Source organism: Moraxella cuniculi DSM 21768, assembly GCF_900156515.1.
Taxonomy (GTDB): domain Bacteria; phylum Pseudomonadota; class Gammaproteobacteria; order Pseudomonadales; family Moraxellaceae; genus Moraxella; species Moraxella cuniculi.
The window spans coordinates 24,408-40,963 of record NZ_FTNU01000011.1; the positions used below are offsets into that span (position 1 = coordinate 24,408).

A 16,556-nucleotide genomic window follows, 5' to 3' on the forward strand; every position below is an offset into this window, starting at 1 on the left:
ATGCAAATTTTTCATACCATTGCCCAGTTGCAGGCGGCACTTAATCAGCATAGACACCAAAAAGTTGCCCTTGTGCCAACCATGGGCAATCTGCACGAGGGTCATTTACAGCTTGTCAAAATCGCCAAACAGCACGCTGATGTTGTGGTGGTGAGTATTTTTGTCAATCCAACTCAGTTTGCCGCAGGGGAGGATTTTGATAGCTATCCACGCACACTACAGGCGGATTGTCAGCAGTTAAGCACGGTCAATGCCGATATGGTTTTTGCACCCAGTGTTGATGAAATGTACCCTATCTATCCGCCAAATGTGCAGGTGCTATCAGGTGAGATTACACAGATTTTGTGTGGCAAATCTCGCCCGATGCATTTTGATGGCGTGGGTCTGGTGGTCAGTAAGCTGTTTAATATCGTGCGTCCTGATGTGGCGGTATTCGGCAAAAAAGACTATCAGCAGCTTGCCATCATTCATAAGCTCAATAATGAGCTGAATTTTGGCATCAAAATTATCGGCGGTGAGATTGTGCGAGCCGATGATGGTTTGGCATTATCAAGTCGCAATCAGTATCTAAGTGCCAGTGAGCGTGCCATTGCCCCTGTGTTGTCGCAAAGCTTACAGGCGTTGGCAGAGCGAATAATTGACGCAGATTTGGCGGCATATCCAAGCCTGATTGATGAAACAAAAGCAAGATTGACGCAGGCAGGTTTTGTGGTTGATTATGTGGAGATTTATAATCATCACCTGCAGCAACCAACGCATACCGATGAGCAGCTGGTGATTTTGGCGGCGGCATGGCTTGGCAAGGCACGCTTGCTTGACAATCTGGAAGTTTTGCGACAATAATCACAGCAATACGGAACACAATATGCAGGCAGCAACCAATAGCAAACCATCAATTATCATTGTCTCTGGGCGTTCGGGTTCTGGCAAAACCTCGGTGCTGCATATCTTGGAAGATTGTGGCTATTATGTGATTGACAACCTGCCTTTGTCCTTGTTGGTGGGTGCGGTTGGGCAATTGACTGCTGATAGCCATGTTGCCAAGATTGCCTTGGGGGTCGATGCTCGTGTTGCCGAAGCGGATTTGTCCGATTTTGAGCAGGTGCATGAGGCATTGGTGCAAGATTATGGCGAGCATTGTGTCAAGGTGCTGTATGTAACCGCCAGTGAGTCTGTGCTGGTGGCACGGTTTGGGGCGACGCGGCGTATTCATCCATTGATTATGACGCAGGTTGCTGACAGTCTGCCAGAGGCGATTCATCAAGAAACGGCACTGCTTGAGCCAATTGCACGCTTGGCAGATGTAAGTATTGATACAAGCCTAATCAACACCCATGAACTAAAGGTGAAAGTTCGTGATTATTTGGGCTTGGATGCGACTTTGACAATAAATTTACTGTCTTTTGGCTTCAAATACGGTACGCCGATTGATGCAGACTTTGTTTTTGATGTGCGAGTCTTGCCAAATCCGCATTGGCAACCTGCATTGCGTGCCAAAACAGGTGAGGATGTGGCGGTGTGTGAATTTTTTGCACAGTTTGCCGAGGTGGACAAGATGGCGGGGGATGTTGCTGATTTTTTGATACGATGGTTGCCCAATTTTGCTGGCAGCAATCGCCACAGTGTTACCATCGCCATCGGCTGCACAGGTGGCAAGCACCGCTCGGTGTATGTGCTAAACAAGGTCAAGCAGCAGCTGGCAAATCATCTGGCAGATACCGCACACATCATTAGCAAGCACCGAGAGCGGCGACTGTGGCACAGTTAGCCATGCTTTATAGCATAGATGATTAATGATTAAAAGTGCAAAGCACAAGAGTAGCGATATGATTGATTTTTCTAAAATGGATATGCGAGTATCTCGCACCGAAATCAAAAAAGCCCACGAACGCTTGCAGGCTTTGGCGACCCCTTTGGCAAATTTGTCCAAAAAACAACAAAGTCAGCTGCCAGTCAGTGAATATTTTTTGGACGAATTGGCACAGCTGTCCACCATTGCGTCAGGTGGTGCAAAAAATCGCCAAATCAAACGCATCGGCAAGCTCATTGTCGAAGAAGACAGACACAGCTTGACGCAGGCGTTGTTTGCCATGAAGTTCACCCCAGAACAAATCGCCAAAATCACAACTTGGCATACTCGCCTAAAACTTGATGATGAGAGCAGTATCAAGCAGTTTGTCAAGCAGTTCAATGCCAGCGAGTTTAATAGTGTGTATCAGCTTTTGTTGTGGATTGAGTATGCCAAGCATCTGGGCGACGATGAGCTGTTGGCGGAGAGCGTTGCAGACTTTGAGAGCTATGTGAAAGAAGTGGCGATTTTGTCCACTTAGCCGTGCAGTGATGATGGTAAGTGGGCTGATTGATTTTATCAAAGATAGCGTTTATTAAAATTGATTTTCATTTCCAATAAAAATCGGCTATAATAACCACTTGTTTGCAAAACTCCCAACTTAGGTTGAAAGAGCAATAAAGCCGTACAAGGTAGATTTGTGCGGCTTTATTGCAATCCTTGGCAAAAGGCATCTGCCTTCATTCCTTGCGTTCTTTCCCTAATGCAGCATTCGTCCTTGTTGGCGACCTTGCCCAATCCTTGCCACAATTATAGTATCGCAAATTTTACTCAAAAAATACAGTAGCAAATCCTGACAATAATTGTAAGAAAAAGCGTACAACTGTACTTTATTAAGTCAGCAAAATCGCTCTGTACCAAAAGAACGCTACAAATTAGCCCACGACTGCTGATTTGGATTGGGCGGTGCAGTCAGGTTTTTGCTTTTTGGTATTTGCCACTTAGCCACAAAAATGCAGGAATTAATAAGAAAATGGCAGGATAAAAAACAATCACCCAGCGAGTCAGCAGTTCATTGGTGGTGCTTGAAATCCACAAAAAGACATTGATGGCAATTAAAATCAAAAATTGCGACCCTTGATTGAGACTGTTGAGCAGGCTATAAAAAGTACCAATTTGTTCATTGGCGACATGACGCATAATCACACTGTCGTATAGTACGCGGTTGATGCTATTGAGCAGCCCAAACAGTGCCGAGGAGGCAATAAACATCGACAAACTGGGGCTAATAACCAGCAAGCACGACATCAAAAACGCCAAACCGATACAAGCATAAATAGCGGCGGTCTCATGTTTTACCCAATTAACCATCACGCCTCCGATGATTGCCGCACTGTTATAGGCGATGCTTGTGTAGGCGATTAAATCAGGGGTGAGTTTGAGCACATCGTACAAAATAACTCGATCAATGGTGCCGCCTGTCATAATTACGATGGTAACTACCAAAGCACAAGCAACAAGCCGTGCAATTTTGTGCTGAAAAAACCACGCAAAACTGCCAGCTGGCTTGGCTTTGGCGTTTTGTGCAGTGGGCTTGGTCGTAGGACTGTTAAATTTGGCAAGCAGGGCGGTTGAGATAAGCAAAATGACCAACGCCAGTACAATCAAGGCATCAGCACCCAGCCAAGAAAACAGCGACGCTACAATCACCCCGACCAAGATAGCACCCAGCTTGTCAGTAACGACCAGCATTGAGTTTAATTTGGTAAAATCTTGATTGGGGTTATTGATACAAATCAACTGAGCAATTGCTCCTCTGGCGGCATAAAAACAAGAAAAATACAGCCCTGTCAGCACAGACAGTATGGCAAATATCCAAGTAGATTGGCTTATTAACGCGATAGCGGTCAGGGCTGCTATGATGAGGTTTGCTGCCATCACCAGTTTCACCCTAGGGTATCTGTCAAGCAAAAAACCCAGCTTTTTGTTGGCGATGGTGTTCACCAATAGGGCAATCAGAGCGATGGCGGTTACATACTGTATCCCAAGATTTTCATACAAAATCCAAGCAATGATGGCTTGTGAGAGCATGATGGCAATATCAGCACTGATAAAGCTGATGATAAACTTGAGCATATATGGACTGAAAAATTCTTTGATTGCTTGCATAAAAGCTACATTCCGTATCTGTGTTCTGGCAGTCCTTGGGTCTGTAGGTCATGCGACAGCCCTTGCAGTCTGGCGGCATAGGCTTGCAGTAGTGTCAGGCAATAATCCAATCTGTTGGTTTCAAATTCATAGCCATTGGCAGCTGGCTGGAAATCTTGACATTTTCTGATAATCACATGGTCTGGAATCCACAGCAGGTGCGTATTTTTGTACCCTGACATTCGCAGCTCTGCCACAGGATAGCTGCCACCCATACCAGATGAGATTGAGACAATCAGCGATGGCTTATGAGCCAAGTCCAAATCGGCAAGCAATAAAAAGTTCTTAACTTGAGCTGGAGCCATGCCTGCCCATTCAGGCACGACAAAGATGCAGGCATCGGCAACTTTGAGTCGACTGCTGATTGCTAGCCATTGTGGCTGATACGACCAATTACCCTCCCAAATTGCCTCGTCCCAAAAGGGAATTTGGTATTCTGACAGGTCAATGATATCAACCATATCTTCTGCATATTTGTCAATCCAAGCGGTTTTGACGATATCGCTGATGCGTCTAGATTGCGACTGCTGGCGTGAACTTCCTGAGATGATGACGATGTTCATAAGCACCTCCTTGGTTGCTGGATATCTAATCATTAGAATATCAGATTTCTAAAAAAAAAAAAACAATCTCTCTGGAAAATTTAAAAATAGCATTTGGCAAGGAAAATTTGCGACCATAAAGATGGCATTATCTTTACCAGTAAGAGATGGCAACTTATCCTGCATTGAAGGTTGATTTAAAAAAAATAAATTAAATTATAATTATTTCTTGGTCTGTTATTGATATTTGCTAATTTGTGTCAAGTTTTGGCACAAAAAAAACAGCACCGTAATGCTGTTTTTTAAGATGATTGCTCAAAAGGGCGTTATTTCTTTTTCTCTTCACGCACTTTATTGACCAAGAAATCAACCACTTGTGGTACTTTGGCATCGGCACCTGTTACCAGATATTTACCCTGTACGACCACAGCAGGCACGCCTGTGATTTGGTAACGCATGGCGTTTGATCTGGAGCGTTCAACCTTGGTGCTGACTGCAAAAGAATTATAAAGACTATTAAATTTTGCTTTATCAACCCCTTGAGAAGCGTACCAGTTGCTTAGCTCTTCTTGGTTGCTGATGATGTTGCGTTTGCCGTCTTTGTGAATGGCGTTAAACAGTGCTTGGTGCGTATTTTCTTGCACGCCCATTTGCTGAGCGGCATAATAACCGCGTGCTGCTACTTCCCACATTGGGTTTAAGGCTGCTGGCGTCTGAAAAAATGCCACATCGCTGGCACGAGTTTTTGCCCATTTTTGCATATAAGGCTCTAGGCTGTTGCAGTGTGGGCAACCGTACCAAAAAAACTCACGAACGATGATGACATCGCTGGTGATTGGGTCTGGATTGGCCAAAACTTTATAATCACGACCTTCAACAAAGTTTGCTTGGCTTAGTGTCGCCAAACCAACCATAGAGGCAAGTAGCGTTGTTTTTAGGGCGAATTTCATGGTTATTTTTCCTTATAAAAAACAGCTGGCGAAAAACGCCATTTGCGGTTTTGTGTCGGTTATTAAATTGCCATATAGTTTAGCGTATTTCTTGGCAAATGTGGCATTAGTTTCCTTAATTATTCGTTGCAGATTGTATAAATTTTTATATTTATTGCCAAAAACTTGCAAGAATTGGCAAAAATGAGCAAAATCACGGCAAGATTTACCAAATCTCAACGCAACAGCCCTGCAATTACCAGTCAAGAAATGAGATGATAATACAACAGGTGGCTATTTGTCAAAAGTAGTCAAAAGCTGTCAAAAATGATAAGATAGCAGTATTTTGATTGATAAATAGGATAAGTGTCATGCAATCAGCCAACCACACCGACAATGCCGATTTTGATGAAATTGGTAAATTCACCAAACTTGCCGATGAGTGGTGGGATCGTATGGGGGCTTTTAAGTCTTTGCACGATATCAACCCATTGCGACTCAATTGGATTGAGGATAGGGTCAGTGAGCATTATGGCTCATCACTGGTGGATAAGACCGTGGTGGATATTGGCTGCGGTGGGGGGATTTTGGCACATTCTATGGCGGTGCGTGGTGCCGATGTGCTGGGCATTGATTTGGGCGAGGCAAACCTAAAAGCTGCAAGCATTCACGCTGCCAAAACAGGCATGCAAAAGCTACAGTTTCGCTGTGTGCCAGCCGAAACGCTGGCACAAGAAGAGCCTGAGCAGTATGATGTCGTCAGCTGCATGGAGATGCTAGAGCATGTGCCAGACCCTGCTGCCATCGTGCAGGCGTGCTATGATTTGCTAAAACCAGGTGGCGTGTGCGTGATGAGTACCATCAATCGCAACCCAAAGTCGTATCTATTTGCCATCATCGGTGCAGAATATGTGCTAAATTTGGTGGATAAAGGCACGCATGATTATCAGAAATTTATCACGCCAGCTGAACTTGATCAAATGGCAATGCAGGCAGGTTTTTGTCGTTTTGATATGACAGGCCTGCATTATAATCCAATCACCAAGCATTATTGGCTGTCCAATAGCAATGTTGATGTGAATTATATGATGGCATTTGTCAAGCCACAGGCAAAATCTTTGGCAGATATGTCAGATGCCAACAGAGGTGATCATGGCTAAGATACAAGCAGTGTTGTTTGATTTGGACGGTACGCTGATTGATACCGCTCCTGATTTTATTCGTATTATCAAAGACTTGTGTGTCAAAGATGGCCATAGCGTGCCAAGCGATGCCGCGATTCGTGAGCAGGTTTCGGCAGGAGCAAGGGCGATGGTGCGACTGATATTTGATGGTAAATTTGACAATGTCAGCGATGATGACCCTGAACTTTTGGCGTATCGTGAGGCTTTTTTGGCGGCGTATGAGGCGGATATTTGTGTGGACAGCCGTGTGTTCTCAGGGCTAGATGATTTGTTGCAATCCCTTGAGCGTCAAGGCGTGCCGTGGGGAATTGTTACCAACAAGCCACGCCATTTGGCGGTGAACTTGTTGCAAAAACTGCAATTGAGCGAACGCTGTGGCGTGTTGGTCTGCCCTGATGATGTTACGCACACCAAGCCTGATCCTGAGCCGATGTATCTGGCGTGCCAAAAACTTGGCGTATCGGCGAAGGCTTGTATTTATGTTGGCGATCATCACCGTGATATTGAAGCAGGCAAGGCTGCAGGCATGACAACGGCGGTGGCAAAGTTTGGCTATCTATCCGCTGATGATTTGGCAAATATTGACAACTGGGGAGCTGATGCCATCGTGGAAACACCAATTGAGTTAAATGATTGGGTATTGGCACAAGTGATGGCGTAGTGGTTTGGTATTGAGACAGGATAATGCAACAGATGATTTCACACGATGCCATGCGGGCATTTGAATATACAAAAGACAGCCTAAAAGACAAAATTATTTTGGTTACAGGGGCAGGTGATGGCATTGGTAAGGCGGCAGCATTGACCTATGCTGGCTGTGGGGCAACCGTGCTGTTGCTTGGCAAAACCCAGAGCAAACTTGAGGCGGTCTATGATGAGATTGAGCGGCTAGGCTTGCCACAGGCGGCGATTTTGCCGATGGATTTGCAGACGGCAAGTTTTGCCCAAATGCAAGAGCTGGCACGATTAATCGAAAAAGAATTCGGGCATCTTGATGGCGTGCTGCACAATGCCGCAATTTTGGGGGCATTGACGCCGCTTGAGATGTACGATCCGATTACCTTTGAGCAGGTTATGCGAGTTAATTCTACCGCTGTGTTTATGCTGACCCAGAGCCTTATACCTCTTTTGCGTGCAGCAAGCAGCGGTTCGGTGATATTCACCAGCAGCAGCGTGGGATCAAGCCCACGAGCGTTTTGGGGGGCTTATGCCTTATCCAAGCAATCAGTGGAGGGCATGACAGTGATATTCACCCAAGAGACACAAGCATCGACTGCCTTGCGGTTTAATTGTATTAACCCTGGGGCGACTCGCACCAATATGCGTGCACACGCATTTCCGGGTGAGAATCCTTATACCCTAAAAACACCCGAAGAAATCATGCCTGCGTATGTATATCTGATGAGCGATGCTGCCAGTGGGGTCAAGGGTCAGCTGATTGACTGTCAGCCAAAATAACCTTAACTTTATCCAACAGCGGAAAATTATCGTGAGTTTATTTCAAAATCTTGTGATTATTCTGGTGCTGATTTTGACTTCGAGCTTTTTTTCGATTTCAGAAATTGCCTTGGCAGGTGCCAGAAAAATCAAGCTCAAACTGCTTGCCGAGTCTGGCGATGAGCGTGCCGATAAAGTGTTGAAACTTCAAGAAAATTCGGCGGATTTTTTTGCCACTTCACAAATTGGGCTAAATGCGGTCGCTATTTTGGGCGGTTCGGTTGGTGAGAGTGCATTGCGTCCTTATTTTGCCAACTGGCTGGGCATGGTTTATCAAGGGGTGTGGCTAGACAGCATTGCATTTTTTGCGTCTTTTGCAGTGGTAACGCTGTTGTTTATTTTGTATGCTGATTTGATTCCCAAACGCATCGCAATGATTAACCCTGAAAAAGTCGCACTGGCGGTGATTAATCCTGTTACTTGGCTGATCCGTTTGGTTAAGCCCTTAGCATGGACAATCAATGCCATTGCCAATCTGACCTTTAGGCTGTTTAAGGTCAATACCGCTCGTGATGACAATATCACTTTTGATGATATTTCTGCCATTGTTGATGCTGGGGCTGAGGCAGGCGTGCTGCAAGAACAAGAGCAGCATTTTATTGAGAATGTTTTTGAGCTAGAAGAGCGAACGGTGCCATCGTCAATGACCGCACGAGAAGATGTGGTGTTTTTTACGCTCGGTGAGAGTGAGGAGAGCATTCGCCACAAGATTGCCGATTATCCGTATTCAAAATTTTTGGTGTGTAACGAGCATATCGATCAGGTGATAGGCTATGTGGACACCAAAGATATTTTGGTGCGGATTTTGAATCAGCAGTCGTTTTTTCAGCTTAATGAATCAACCATTCGCAATGTGCTGATTATCCCTGATACGCTGACTTTGTCAGAGCTGTTGGATAAATTTCGTGCCAGCAATGAAAAAATGGCGGTGGTGATTAATGAATATGCACTGGTTGTGGGAGTGATTACCCTGTCAGATATTATGATGACGGTGATGGGGGATTGGGCGGCGGCAGAGCCTGAGGATCAGCAGATTATCCGCCGTGATGAGCATTCGTGGTTGATTGATGGTATCACGCCGATAGATGATGTTAAGCACGCCCTAGGCATTGAGGAATTTGCTGACTGGGAGCATTATGAGACGCTGGCTGGATTTATTATGTATCGCTTGCGAAAAATCCCTCGTCCTGCCGATTGGGTGGAGCATGAAGGCTACAAGTTTGAGGTGGTGGATATCGATCATTATAAGATAGACCAGCTGCTGGTTACGCGACTAGAAAAACCTGTGCCGACAGAGCAATAGGCGTTTGTTGATTGGCTTGTCATCAAAAATTAAAACAAATAATAAACCAATGTCCAAGCAATGGCTGATGGTTGAACTTGAATACATAAATTAAGGAGCGGGTATGGCGACAAATTCACGCTTTGGGTTGCCTGTGTGGTCGATGATAGTGCCATTGGTGGCTTGGGGATTGTTCTTTTTTGGCATTAAAGGCAGTATTTTGCTACAGATATTGGGTGGCGTATTTTTGATAGGCAGCGTGCTGTCTGCGGTATATCATGCCGAAGTGGTAGCACACAAAGTTGGCGAGCCGTTTGGTACGATTATCCTTGCATTGGCGATTACCATCATTGAGGTGGCACTCATCATCTCGTTGATGGTGGCAGGTGGCGACAATGCGGCATTTTTGGCACGAGATACGGTATTTGCAGCGATTATGCTGATTTTAAATGGTATCTTGGGTTTGTCATTGATGATAGGTGGGTTAAAGCACCGTGAGCAATTTTTTGGGCAAAAATCTGCCAGCACCGCACTGATTACGCTGGTGTCAATTTTGGTTATGACGCTGATTTTGCCAAATTTCACCACCTCGACCGCCGAAGGGACTTATTCATCAGCCCAGCTGGTTTTTGTGGCGATGGCATCTTTGGTGCTGTATGGCTCGTTTATTATGGTGCAGACGGTAAGGCATCGTGATTATTTTTTGGCTGCTGATGACGATCTTGACCATCATGCCGAACCGCCAAGTGGCAAGGTTACGGCGGCAAGTTTTGCATTTTTGTTGGTGTGCTTGGGCATCGTTGTCATGCTTGCCAAGAGCCTAAGCCCAAGCATTGAGGCGGCGGTGGCGGCAATGGGGGCTCCTGCGGCTTTGGTTGGTGTGATTATCGCTGCTGTGGTGTTGTTGCCTGAGGGCTTGGCGGCACTGAATGCAGCACGCCGCAACCGTTTTCAGACCAGTCTTAACTTGGCACTGGGTTCGGCATTGGCAAGCATCGGACTGACCATTCCTGCTGTTACCATCGTTTGCTTATTGTACGGCATTCCGCTGGTATTGGGGCTGGATGGCAAATCTATGGTGCTGCTTGGGTTATCAACTTTTATTGTCATGTTATCGCTTAATCAAGGGCGAACAAATATCCTATATGGCATCGTGCTGTTGGTGAATTTGGCAGCTTATGTGTTTACCATCATTGCTCCTTAGTTATAATCGGCAATGGCAAAGGACTGCCACTCCGCCAACAATCAAGCAAATACCGCTAATGGCAAAGACTGTACAAGATGGCTGTATTTGCTGATATTTTCGCCAAAAATCAGGTTGCATTCTGATAATTATCATTTATAATATCTACTAATATATTTATCATAATTTGCCATATTATAGATGTGCAAGCATTAATAAGAGGTGGCTGTGAGTACCACACTTCGCCAACTGCGAGCCTTTGTGCTGGTCGCTGAACAAAACAGTTTTACCAAAGCTGCTGAGACGCTGTGCCTGACGCAATCGGCATTATCTGGGCTGATTAAAGAGCTTGAGCAAAATCTCGGTGTGAAATTGTTTGACCGCACCACGCGAAAATTATACTTATCCGATGCAGGCACGAGGCTGTTGCCACAAGCACGGCGTGTACTTAATGAGATGTCGGTGCTAAATGAAAAAGTCAGCAACCTAAAATCACTGCACCAAGGTCATGTGCGTTTGGCGGTGTCGCAGCAACTGTCCGCCAGTGCCATGCCAAAGTTTGTGGCAAAATTTTGTGAGTTGCACCCAAATATCCAAGTAACCCTAACCGACTGCTCGGTCGATGATGTGGTGGAGCATATCGAAAATCTTGAGGCGGATTTGGGCATAGCACCAGAGCGAATGCATTCTGATGACCTTGAGGCAATCGCTTTGTTTTCGTCGCCGTTTTATTTGGTGTTGCCAGCCACGCACCCTTTTGCCAAAAAAGATGTCGTGCGTTGGACGGATTTATTGAACGAGCGACTTATTACGCTAAATGGCCCATTTATCAAAAGCCTCCAAAACGAGCTGCCAGCACAGATATCTAGCCGTATTTTCAACCCTGATTTTGAGGTTAATTTCTTATCCACAGCACTGGGCATGACGCGTATGGGCTTGGGCGTTACGCTGTGTTTATTGTATGCCGCTGAGTGGGTTGAGCAAAATGGACTGGTCATGCGACCGATTGCCGACCCTGTGGTGGAGCGTAAGTTTTTGTTGTACACGCACAAAAACCGCTCATTGTCGCCAGCGGCATTGGCGTTTAAGGGATTTTTGGAGCAAAATACCCATGAGTTTTTGACCGCTCATGCCAAGGCAGGTTAGCTGTGTGATGAATTGGCACAAGTTGGCGGCGGCTTTGTCGCCATCACTGCTTGTCAATTCACCATGAAATCGGCAAAATGCCCATGCAAAATCTGATTGACCATAGGCTATTTGAACTTTACCATGCCTAATGGGCGGTCAAACTTACAAATTGTAGCATTTTTGCGAAAAAACGCCAAAAATACCGCAGACAATGCAGTGCTTTTCGGCTATACTTAGGGCTGTATTTTGTCGCTGTTTTTAGCCCGTGTTTCAACAAAATCTCACTAATCAATTCACCAAAAAAAGGACAATGCCATGTTTACTCATGTTACCCCCTATGCTGGCGATCCGATTCTGGGTCTGATGGATAAATTTGCAAATGATGATCGCACTGACATTAAGGTCAATCTTGGCGTTGGTGTGTACTATACCGAAGATGGCAAGTTGCCCGTGCTAGAATGCGTCAAGACTGCCGAAGCAAAAATCGCCAATCCACCACGCCCACGCGGTTATTTGCCGATGGACGGTTTGGCAGGCTATAAAAAAGCGTGTCAAGAATTGCTGTTTGGTAAAGACACTGCGGTTATCAAAGAGGGGCGTGTGGCAACGATTGCAACGCTTGGTGGTTCTGGTGCGTTAAAAGTGGGAGCGGATTTTATCCATGAATGGTTCCCAACTGCCAAATGCTATGTGTCTGACCCAACTTGGGGCAATCATATCAGCATTTTTGAGGGAGCAGGGCTGCAAGTTGGCAAATATCCATACTATGACCCAGCGACCATTGGCGTAAAGTTTGATGAGATGTGTGCTTTTTTTGAGACACTAAACGAAAATGATGTCGTGCTATTGCACCCATGCTGCCACAACCCAACTGGTGTGGATCTGAGCCGTGAACAGTGGGAAGTGGTACTGGATATCGTCAAACGCAAAAAACTCATACCGTTCATGGACATTGCCTATCAGGGCTTTGGCGATGATATGGATGCTGATGCGTTCGCCATTCGTCTGGCTGTCGAAAAGGGTCTGACGGTATTCGTATCAAACTCATTTTCAAAGAATTTATCATTGTATGGTGAGCGTGTTGGCGGGCTATCAGTGGTTGCACCAACGAAGGCAGAGGCGGATACGGTATTGGGTCAGCTAAAATTCACCGTTCGCCGCATTTATTCAAGCCCACCATCACATGGCAATGCTGTTGTGGACATTGTGATGAACGATGAGGCATTGTTTGAGCAGTGGGTTGATGAGGTTTATCAAATGCGTGATCGCATTCGTGATATGCGTGCCAAGTTGCAAGCAGCACTACAGCAGCGACTGCCAGAGCGTGATTTTGGCTACTTTACCAAGCAGCGAGGTATGTTTAGCTTTACAGGCTTAACCGCAGCACAAGTGGCACGCTTGCGTGAGGAATTTGCGGTGTATATGGTTGATAATGGGCGTATGTGCGTGGCAGGGCTAAATAATGCCAATGTTGAATATGTGGCAAATGCCATCGCCGAAGTGCTAAAATAAACCAAAATCTCACAAAATCCGCATTGTTTGATGCGGATTTTTTTTTTGCTTATCACAAGGGAGGTGGCAAGCGTGTTTGCCAACAAACAGCAAGGCTGATGTGGTTTTGGGCTGTTGCTGGCAGGATTTGAGAATTTTACCACAAGGTATGCGTAATGGTTTCATGTGAAACGCATGATAATGACAGTCAAATTACCAATAGCTGTGTTACTATATCAATGTCGCTAAGTTAGAATGCGTGATAATTTTAATGATTGGCTTGATTGACAAGACAAAAAAAGCAGGGCGAACCCTGCTTTAAGGCTTGGTGTGGTGTTATGCTTGGCTTTGGCTGCGTAGGTATTGAGCAAGCAATGCCACAGGACGACCTGTTGCTGCACAAGTGCCGCCACCATTCCATGCTGTGCCAGCAATATCAAGATGTGCCCACGCTTGACCTTCTTTGATGAAGCGTTTTAGGAAGCAGGCAGCCGTTACCGAGCCTGCTTCGCGGCCACCAATGTTCTGGATATCGGCAACTTTTGAATTGATTTGCTCATCATAGGCATCATCAAGTGGCATATGCCAAACCAAATCATTGGTGTATTCGCTGGCAGCTTGCAGAGCAAAGATAGTGTCCTCATCATTGCTGTACAATGCCGAACGCACACTGCCCAAGGCGATAACACAAGCCCCTGTCAAGGTGGCGGTGTCAATGATGACCTTCGGCTCATAGTTTTCTTGCACATAGCACAGTGTGTCGCACAGCACAAGGCGACCCTCGGCATCGGTGTTTAGAATCTCAACCGTTGTACCATTCATTGCTGTAACCACATCGCTGGGGCGAGAGGCACGAGCTGATGGCATATTTTCGGCACAGGCAAGCACCGCCACGACATCAATGGGCAGGTTGGCTTCGGCGATGGCGTGCATGGTACCCAAAATTGATGCAGCACCACCCATGTCAAATTTCATCTCCTCCATGCCTGCTGATGGCTTCAATGAAATACCGCCTGAATCAAAGGTCAGACCCTTGCCAACCAGTGCGATGGGCTTGTTTAATTTGGCTTTTTTGCCAGATTTGCCAGATTTGCCATAATATTCGATGATGGCAAGTTTGCCTTCTTGGTCTGACCCTTGTGAGACTGCCAAAAAGCAACCCATGCCAAGTTTTTCCATGTCTTTTTCGCCCAGCACGCTGACGGTGATGGTGTCAGCATAGTCTTTGGCAAGTTGCTTGGCTTTTTTGGCAAGTTCGCTTGGGGTGAGGACATTGGGAGCTTCGTTGGCAACATCACGAGCAGCACCCATGCCTGTGGCGGTGGCTTGGGCAAATTGCAGAGCGGTTTTGTAATCATCAAGGCTGTCTTTGGTATTGATTAATACAACTTCGCTGAGGGTATCTGCAGGCTTTGGCTTGGATTTGTGATGGTCAAAACGATAGCTGCTACCAATAAGATGAGTTACAAACTGTGTAAAGTGAATCTGACAAATGGTATCACCCCACAGCACGGCAGCTTTTTGGCTGGTTTTGATGGCATTGTAGGTGGCATTGGCAACTTTGGCGATATTATTCGCCAGCTTGTCAAGTTTGCCGACACCAACGATAACAATGGCCGCTGCGTCTTTGTCATTGATGGCATAGTCGATGACACTCTCACCCAGCCCAGCCTGAAAATTACTGCGTTTAAGCAGAGCTTTGGCGGTGGTTAGGTGTTCGCTATCTGGTAAATTGCCCAAAATTTTACCATCGTCAGTAGCATAAACAACGATGGTCGGTAGCGGGTTGGTTTTGGTGGCTTTTTTTAGGCTCAGCTCACTTTGTACACTAAGAGACAGTTTTGGTAAGGGCATGATAAATTCCTTCTTGGGGTTAATGAAATATAGGATTGATCAATTGAACAATCTTACTGGGTTTTAGTGTAGCATAAATATTGGGCAAGCTAAACCCAAATTTTGCTAAATTTGCCAAATCTATGACAAAAGAGCATTGGTCTGGCTATTATTTATTTTTATTAAAAATATTATAAAAAATAGTTGAGTATTATTTGGGTTTGACAATCAGAGAGAGCATGGCAACAACTGGCAACAAAATAAACTTGGCAAATTACTTAAAACTTGTCTGATTTTTTGATATGATAACTTATTTGTACAAATAATCAAGCTGAATTGCCGTGATTTTACGCCGCTATCTTACCAGTCAAGTTGCTACAACCACCGCCCTAGTTTTGGGGTTTTTGGTGGTGATGTTGCTTGGTGGGCGATTGATTCGCTATTTTGGCATCGCAGCCGAAGGTGGGCTAAATGTTGGCGTATTGTTTAGCTTGATTGGTTATAATCTGCCGTATTTTCTTGAGCTGATTTTGCCATTGTCATTTTTTATCAGCTTAATGTTGGTATTTGGTCGTTTGTATTCTGATCATGAGATGGCGGTTATCAATGCCAGTGGCATCAGTCGCAGTCAGCTGGGACGGTTGTTGATACCGCTTGGTTTATTGCTGGCGATTGCCGAAGGCTGGGTGTCTTTTGTGGCAAAGCCGTGGGGTATGTACAGAGCGAGCAATATCTGGCAAGAGCAGTCAATGGCTCAAGTGTTTGATTTGATTCGCCCAAAACAATTCATCAGCAGTGGCAATTATCATCTGTATGTGGGCGAGATTGGGCAACGCCGTGAGTCGCTTGGCGATGTGATTATCGTACAAATGGCAAAAAATCAGGCGGACAATCGCAGTTTGACGGACAAATCTGCCAAAAAAGACACGCTGATTTTTGCCAAATCTGCCACCCAGACACTGCTTGACAATGGGCAGATTCAGCTAAATCTGTACCAAGGTCGCCGTTATGAGATTGACCCTGCCAGTCGTCAGTACAGTCAGGTGGGGTTTGATAGTTATCGCATGACATTGACCGCCCCTAAGGCTGATGAGAGTAAGCAGCTGCGTATCGAGGCGGTCAGCACCCCTGCATTAATTGAGGTGATTCGTGGGACGCTTGATAGAAATCGCAACGAAGCCATGGCAGAGCTGGGTTATCGTGCCAGTATGCCATGGTTGATGGTGTTGGCACTGATGATGGCATTGCCACTGTCCTACACACGCCCACGGCAGGGCAGGTGGCTGAAGTTGATTCCAGCGATTTTTATTTATGTGGCGAGTGTCTTGGTGGTGATTTCGCTAAAAGACAGTATCACCAAAGGCAAACTGCCCGTGGGTAGCTATGCTGTGGCGATGGTATTATTAACCGCGTTCGCTTTGTATCTGAATTATCATGAGCGATGGGTGGCACGCATTCGCCTCAATCGCAAAAAACCAGATGGAAACTAG

At 45.7% G+C, this 16,556-nt stretch carries 15 protein-coding genes; 11 read left to right on the forward strand and 4 right to left on the reverse strand.

Annotated elements, in window-relative coordinates:
• Genes panC through yjgA form a run of 3 tightly spaced genes read left to right on the forward strand, consistent with a single transcriptional unit; the run spans nt 1 to nt 2,330 of the window.
• Nucleotides 1-843 (forward strand): pantoate--beta-alanine ligase, encoded by an 843-nt coding sequence (gene panC / locus BW928_RS07145; RefSeq protein ID WP_076555557.1) that lies wholly within the window; start codon nt 1-3, stop codon nt 841-843.
• A gap of 22 nt (nt 844-865) precedes the next feature.
• On the forward strand, nt 866-1,768 hold the full coding sequence (gene rapZ / locus BW928_RS07150) for an RNase adapter RapZ (RefSeq protein WP_076555558.1): 903 nt from the start codon (nt 866-868) through the stop codon (nt 1,766-1,768).
• Nucleotides 1,769-1,826: 58 nt separating this feature from the next.
• Nucleotides 1,827-2,330: a ribosome biogenesis factor YjgA gene (gene yjgA, locus BW928_RS07155; protein ID WP_076555594.1), complete on the forward strand. Its 504-nt coding sequence runs from the start codon at nt 1,827-1,829 to the stop codon at nt 2,328-2,330.
• 431 nt (nt 2,331-2,761) lie between these two features.
• Here the strand turns inward: yjgA and BW928_RS07160 are convergent, their stop codons facing one another.
• The 3 genes from BW928_RS07160 to BW928_RS07170 all read right to left on the reverse strand — a co-directional run bounded on the left by BW928_RS07160 (nt 2,762) and on the right by BW928_RS07170 (nt 5,489).
• The gene (locus BW928_RS07160) at nt 2,762-3,958 is read right to left on the reverse strand and encodes an MFS transporter (protein WP_076555559.1); all 1,197 of its coding nucleotides are present in this window, start codon (nt 3,956-3,958) and stop codon (nt 2,762-2,764) included.
• 5 nt (nt 3,959-3,963) lie between these two features.
• A complete protein-coding gene (locus tag BW928_RS07165; protein ID WP_076555560.1) occupies nt 3,964-4,560 on the reverse strand; it encodes an NAD(P)H-dependent oxidoreductase in 597 nt (198 codons plus the stop codon).
• A 305-nt stretch (nt 4,561-4,865) separates the two neighbouring features.
• Nucleotides 4,866-5,489, reverse strand: coding sequence for a thiol:disulfide interchange protein DsbA/DsbL (locus BW928_RS07170; protein ID WP_076555561.1), 624 nt, complete (start codon nt 5,487-5,489; stop codon nt 4,866-4,868).
• Nucleotides 5,490-5,839: 350 nt separating this feature from the next.
• Between BW928_RS07170 and ubiG the strand changes: the two genes are divergently transcribed.
• The 7 genes from ubiG to BW928_RS07210 all read left to right on the forward strand — a co-directional run bounded on the left by ubiG (nt 5,840) and on the right by BW928_RS07210 (nt 13,254).
• Complete coding sequence (gene ubiG, locus BW928_RS07180) at nt 5,840-6,628, forward strand: bifunctional 2-polyprenyl-6-hydroxyphenol methylase/3-demethylubiquinol 3-O-methyltransferase UbiG (RefSeq protein WP_076555563.1); 789 nt, start codon at nt 5,840-5,842, stop codon at nt 6,626-6,628.
• Nucleotides 6,618-7,313 carry an HAD family hydrolase gene (locus tag BW928_RS07185; RefSeq protein WP_143821530.1) on the forward strand — a complete coding sequence of 232 codons (696 nt, stop codon included), beginning with the start codon at nt 6,618-6,620 and terminating at the stop codon, nt 7,311-7,313. Before ubiG ends, BW928_RS07185 begins: the two co-directional genes overlap by 11 nt.
• Before the next feature lie 23 nt (nt 7,314-7,336).
• Complete coding sequence (locus tag BW928_RS07190) at nt 7,337-8,110, forward strand: YciK family oxidoreductase (RefSeq protein WP_076555564.1); 774 nt, start codon at nt 7,337-7,339, stop codon at nt 8,108-8,110.
• Between the two features lie 31 nt (nt 8,111-8,141).
• A complete protein-coding gene (gene paeA, locus BW928_RS07195) occupies nt 8,142-9,452 on the forward strand; it encodes a polyamine export protein PaeA (RefSeq protein ID WP_076555565.1) in 1,311 nt (436 codons plus the stop codon).
• Nucleotides 9,453-9,555: 103 nt separating this feature from the next.
• Complete coding sequence (locus tag BW928_RS07200) at nt 9,556-10,635, forward strand: calcium:cation antiporter (protein ID WP_076555566.1); 1,080 nt, start codon at nt 9,556-9,558, stop codon at nt 10,633-10,635.
• A 207-nt stretch (nt 10,636-10,842) separates the two neighbouring features.
• Nucleotides 10,843-11,760 carry a LysR family transcriptional regulator gene (locus BW928_RS07205; protein WP_076555596.1) on the forward strand — a complete coding sequence of 306 codons (918 nt, stop codon included), beginning with the start codon at nt 10,843-10,845 and terminating at the stop codon, nt 11,758-11,760.
• Nucleotides 11,761-12,057: 297 nt separating this feature from the next.
• Nucleotides 12,058-13,254, forward strand: coding sequence for an amino acid aminotransferase (locus BW928_RS07210; protein WP_076555567.1), 1,197 nt, complete (start codon nt 12,058-12,060; stop codon nt 13,252-13,254).
• A 315-nt stretch (nt 13,255-13,569) separates the two neighbouring features.
• On the opposite strand, the gene BW928_RS07215 is transcribed toward BW928_RS07210, so the two are convergent.
• The gene (locus BW928_RS07215; RefSeq protein WP_076555568.1) at nt 13,570-15,087 is read right to left on the reverse strand and encodes a leucyl aminopeptidase; all 1,518 of its coding nucleotides are present in this window, start codon (nt 15,085-15,087) and stop codon (nt 13,570-13,572) included.
• Nucleotides 15,088-15,407: 320 nt separating this feature from the next.
• On the opposite strand from BW928_RS07215, the gene lptF reads away from it, so the two are divergent.
• Nucleotides 15,408-16,556 (forward strand): LPS export ABC transporter permease LptF, encoded by a 1,149-nt coding sequence (lptF, locus tag BW928_RS07220; RefSeq protein WP_076555569.1) that lies wholly within the window; start codon nt 15,408-15,410, stop codon nt 16,554-16,556.

Excerpts from the sequence above, each read along its gene's own strand:
- BW928_RS07190 (WP_076555564.1), top strand. The coding sequence starts at position 7,337 with ATGCAACAGATGATTTCACACGATGCCATGCGGGCATTTGAATATACA.
- BW928_RS07200 (WP_076555566.1), top strand. The coding sequence starts at position 9,556 with ATGGCGACAAATTCACGCTTTGGGTTGCCTGTGTGGTCGATGATAGTG.
- BW928_RS07160 (WP_076555559.1), bottom strand. The coding sequence starts at position 3,958 with ATGCAAGCAATCAAAGAATTTTTCAGTCCATATATGCTCAAGTTTATC.
- BW928_RS07165 (WP_076555560.1), bottom strand. The coding sequence starts at position 4,560 with ATGAACATCGTCATCATCTCAGGAAGTTCACGCCAGCAGTCGCAATCT.
- yjgA (WP_076555594.1), top strand. The coding sequence starts at position 1,827 with ATGATTGATTTTTCTAAAATGGATATGCGAGTATCTCGCACCGAAATC.
- rapZ (WP_076555558.1), top strand. The coding sequence starts at position 866 with ATGCAGGCAGCAACCAATAGCAAACCATCAATTATCATTGTCTCTGGG.
- BW928_RS07215 (WP_076555568.1), bottom strand. The coding sequence starts at position 15,087 with ATGCCCTTACCAAAACTGTCTCTTAGTGTACAAAGTGAGCTGAGCCTA.
- BW928_RS07170 (WP_076555561.1), bottom strand. The coding sequence starts at position 5,489 with ATGAAATTCGCCCTAAAAACAACGCTACTTGCCTCTATGGTTGGTTTG.
- BW928_RS07210 (WP_076555567.1), top strand. The coding sequence starts at position 12,058 with ATGTTTACTCATGTTACCCCCTATGCTGGCGATCCGATTCTGGGTCTG.
- panC (WP_076555557.1), top strand. The coding sequence starts at position 1 with ATGCAAATTTTTCATACCATTGCCCAGTTGCAGGCGGCACTTAATCAG.
- ubiG (WP_076555563.1), top strand. The coding sequence starts at position 5,840 with ATGCAATCAGCCAACCACACCGACAATGCCGATTTTGATGAAATTGGT.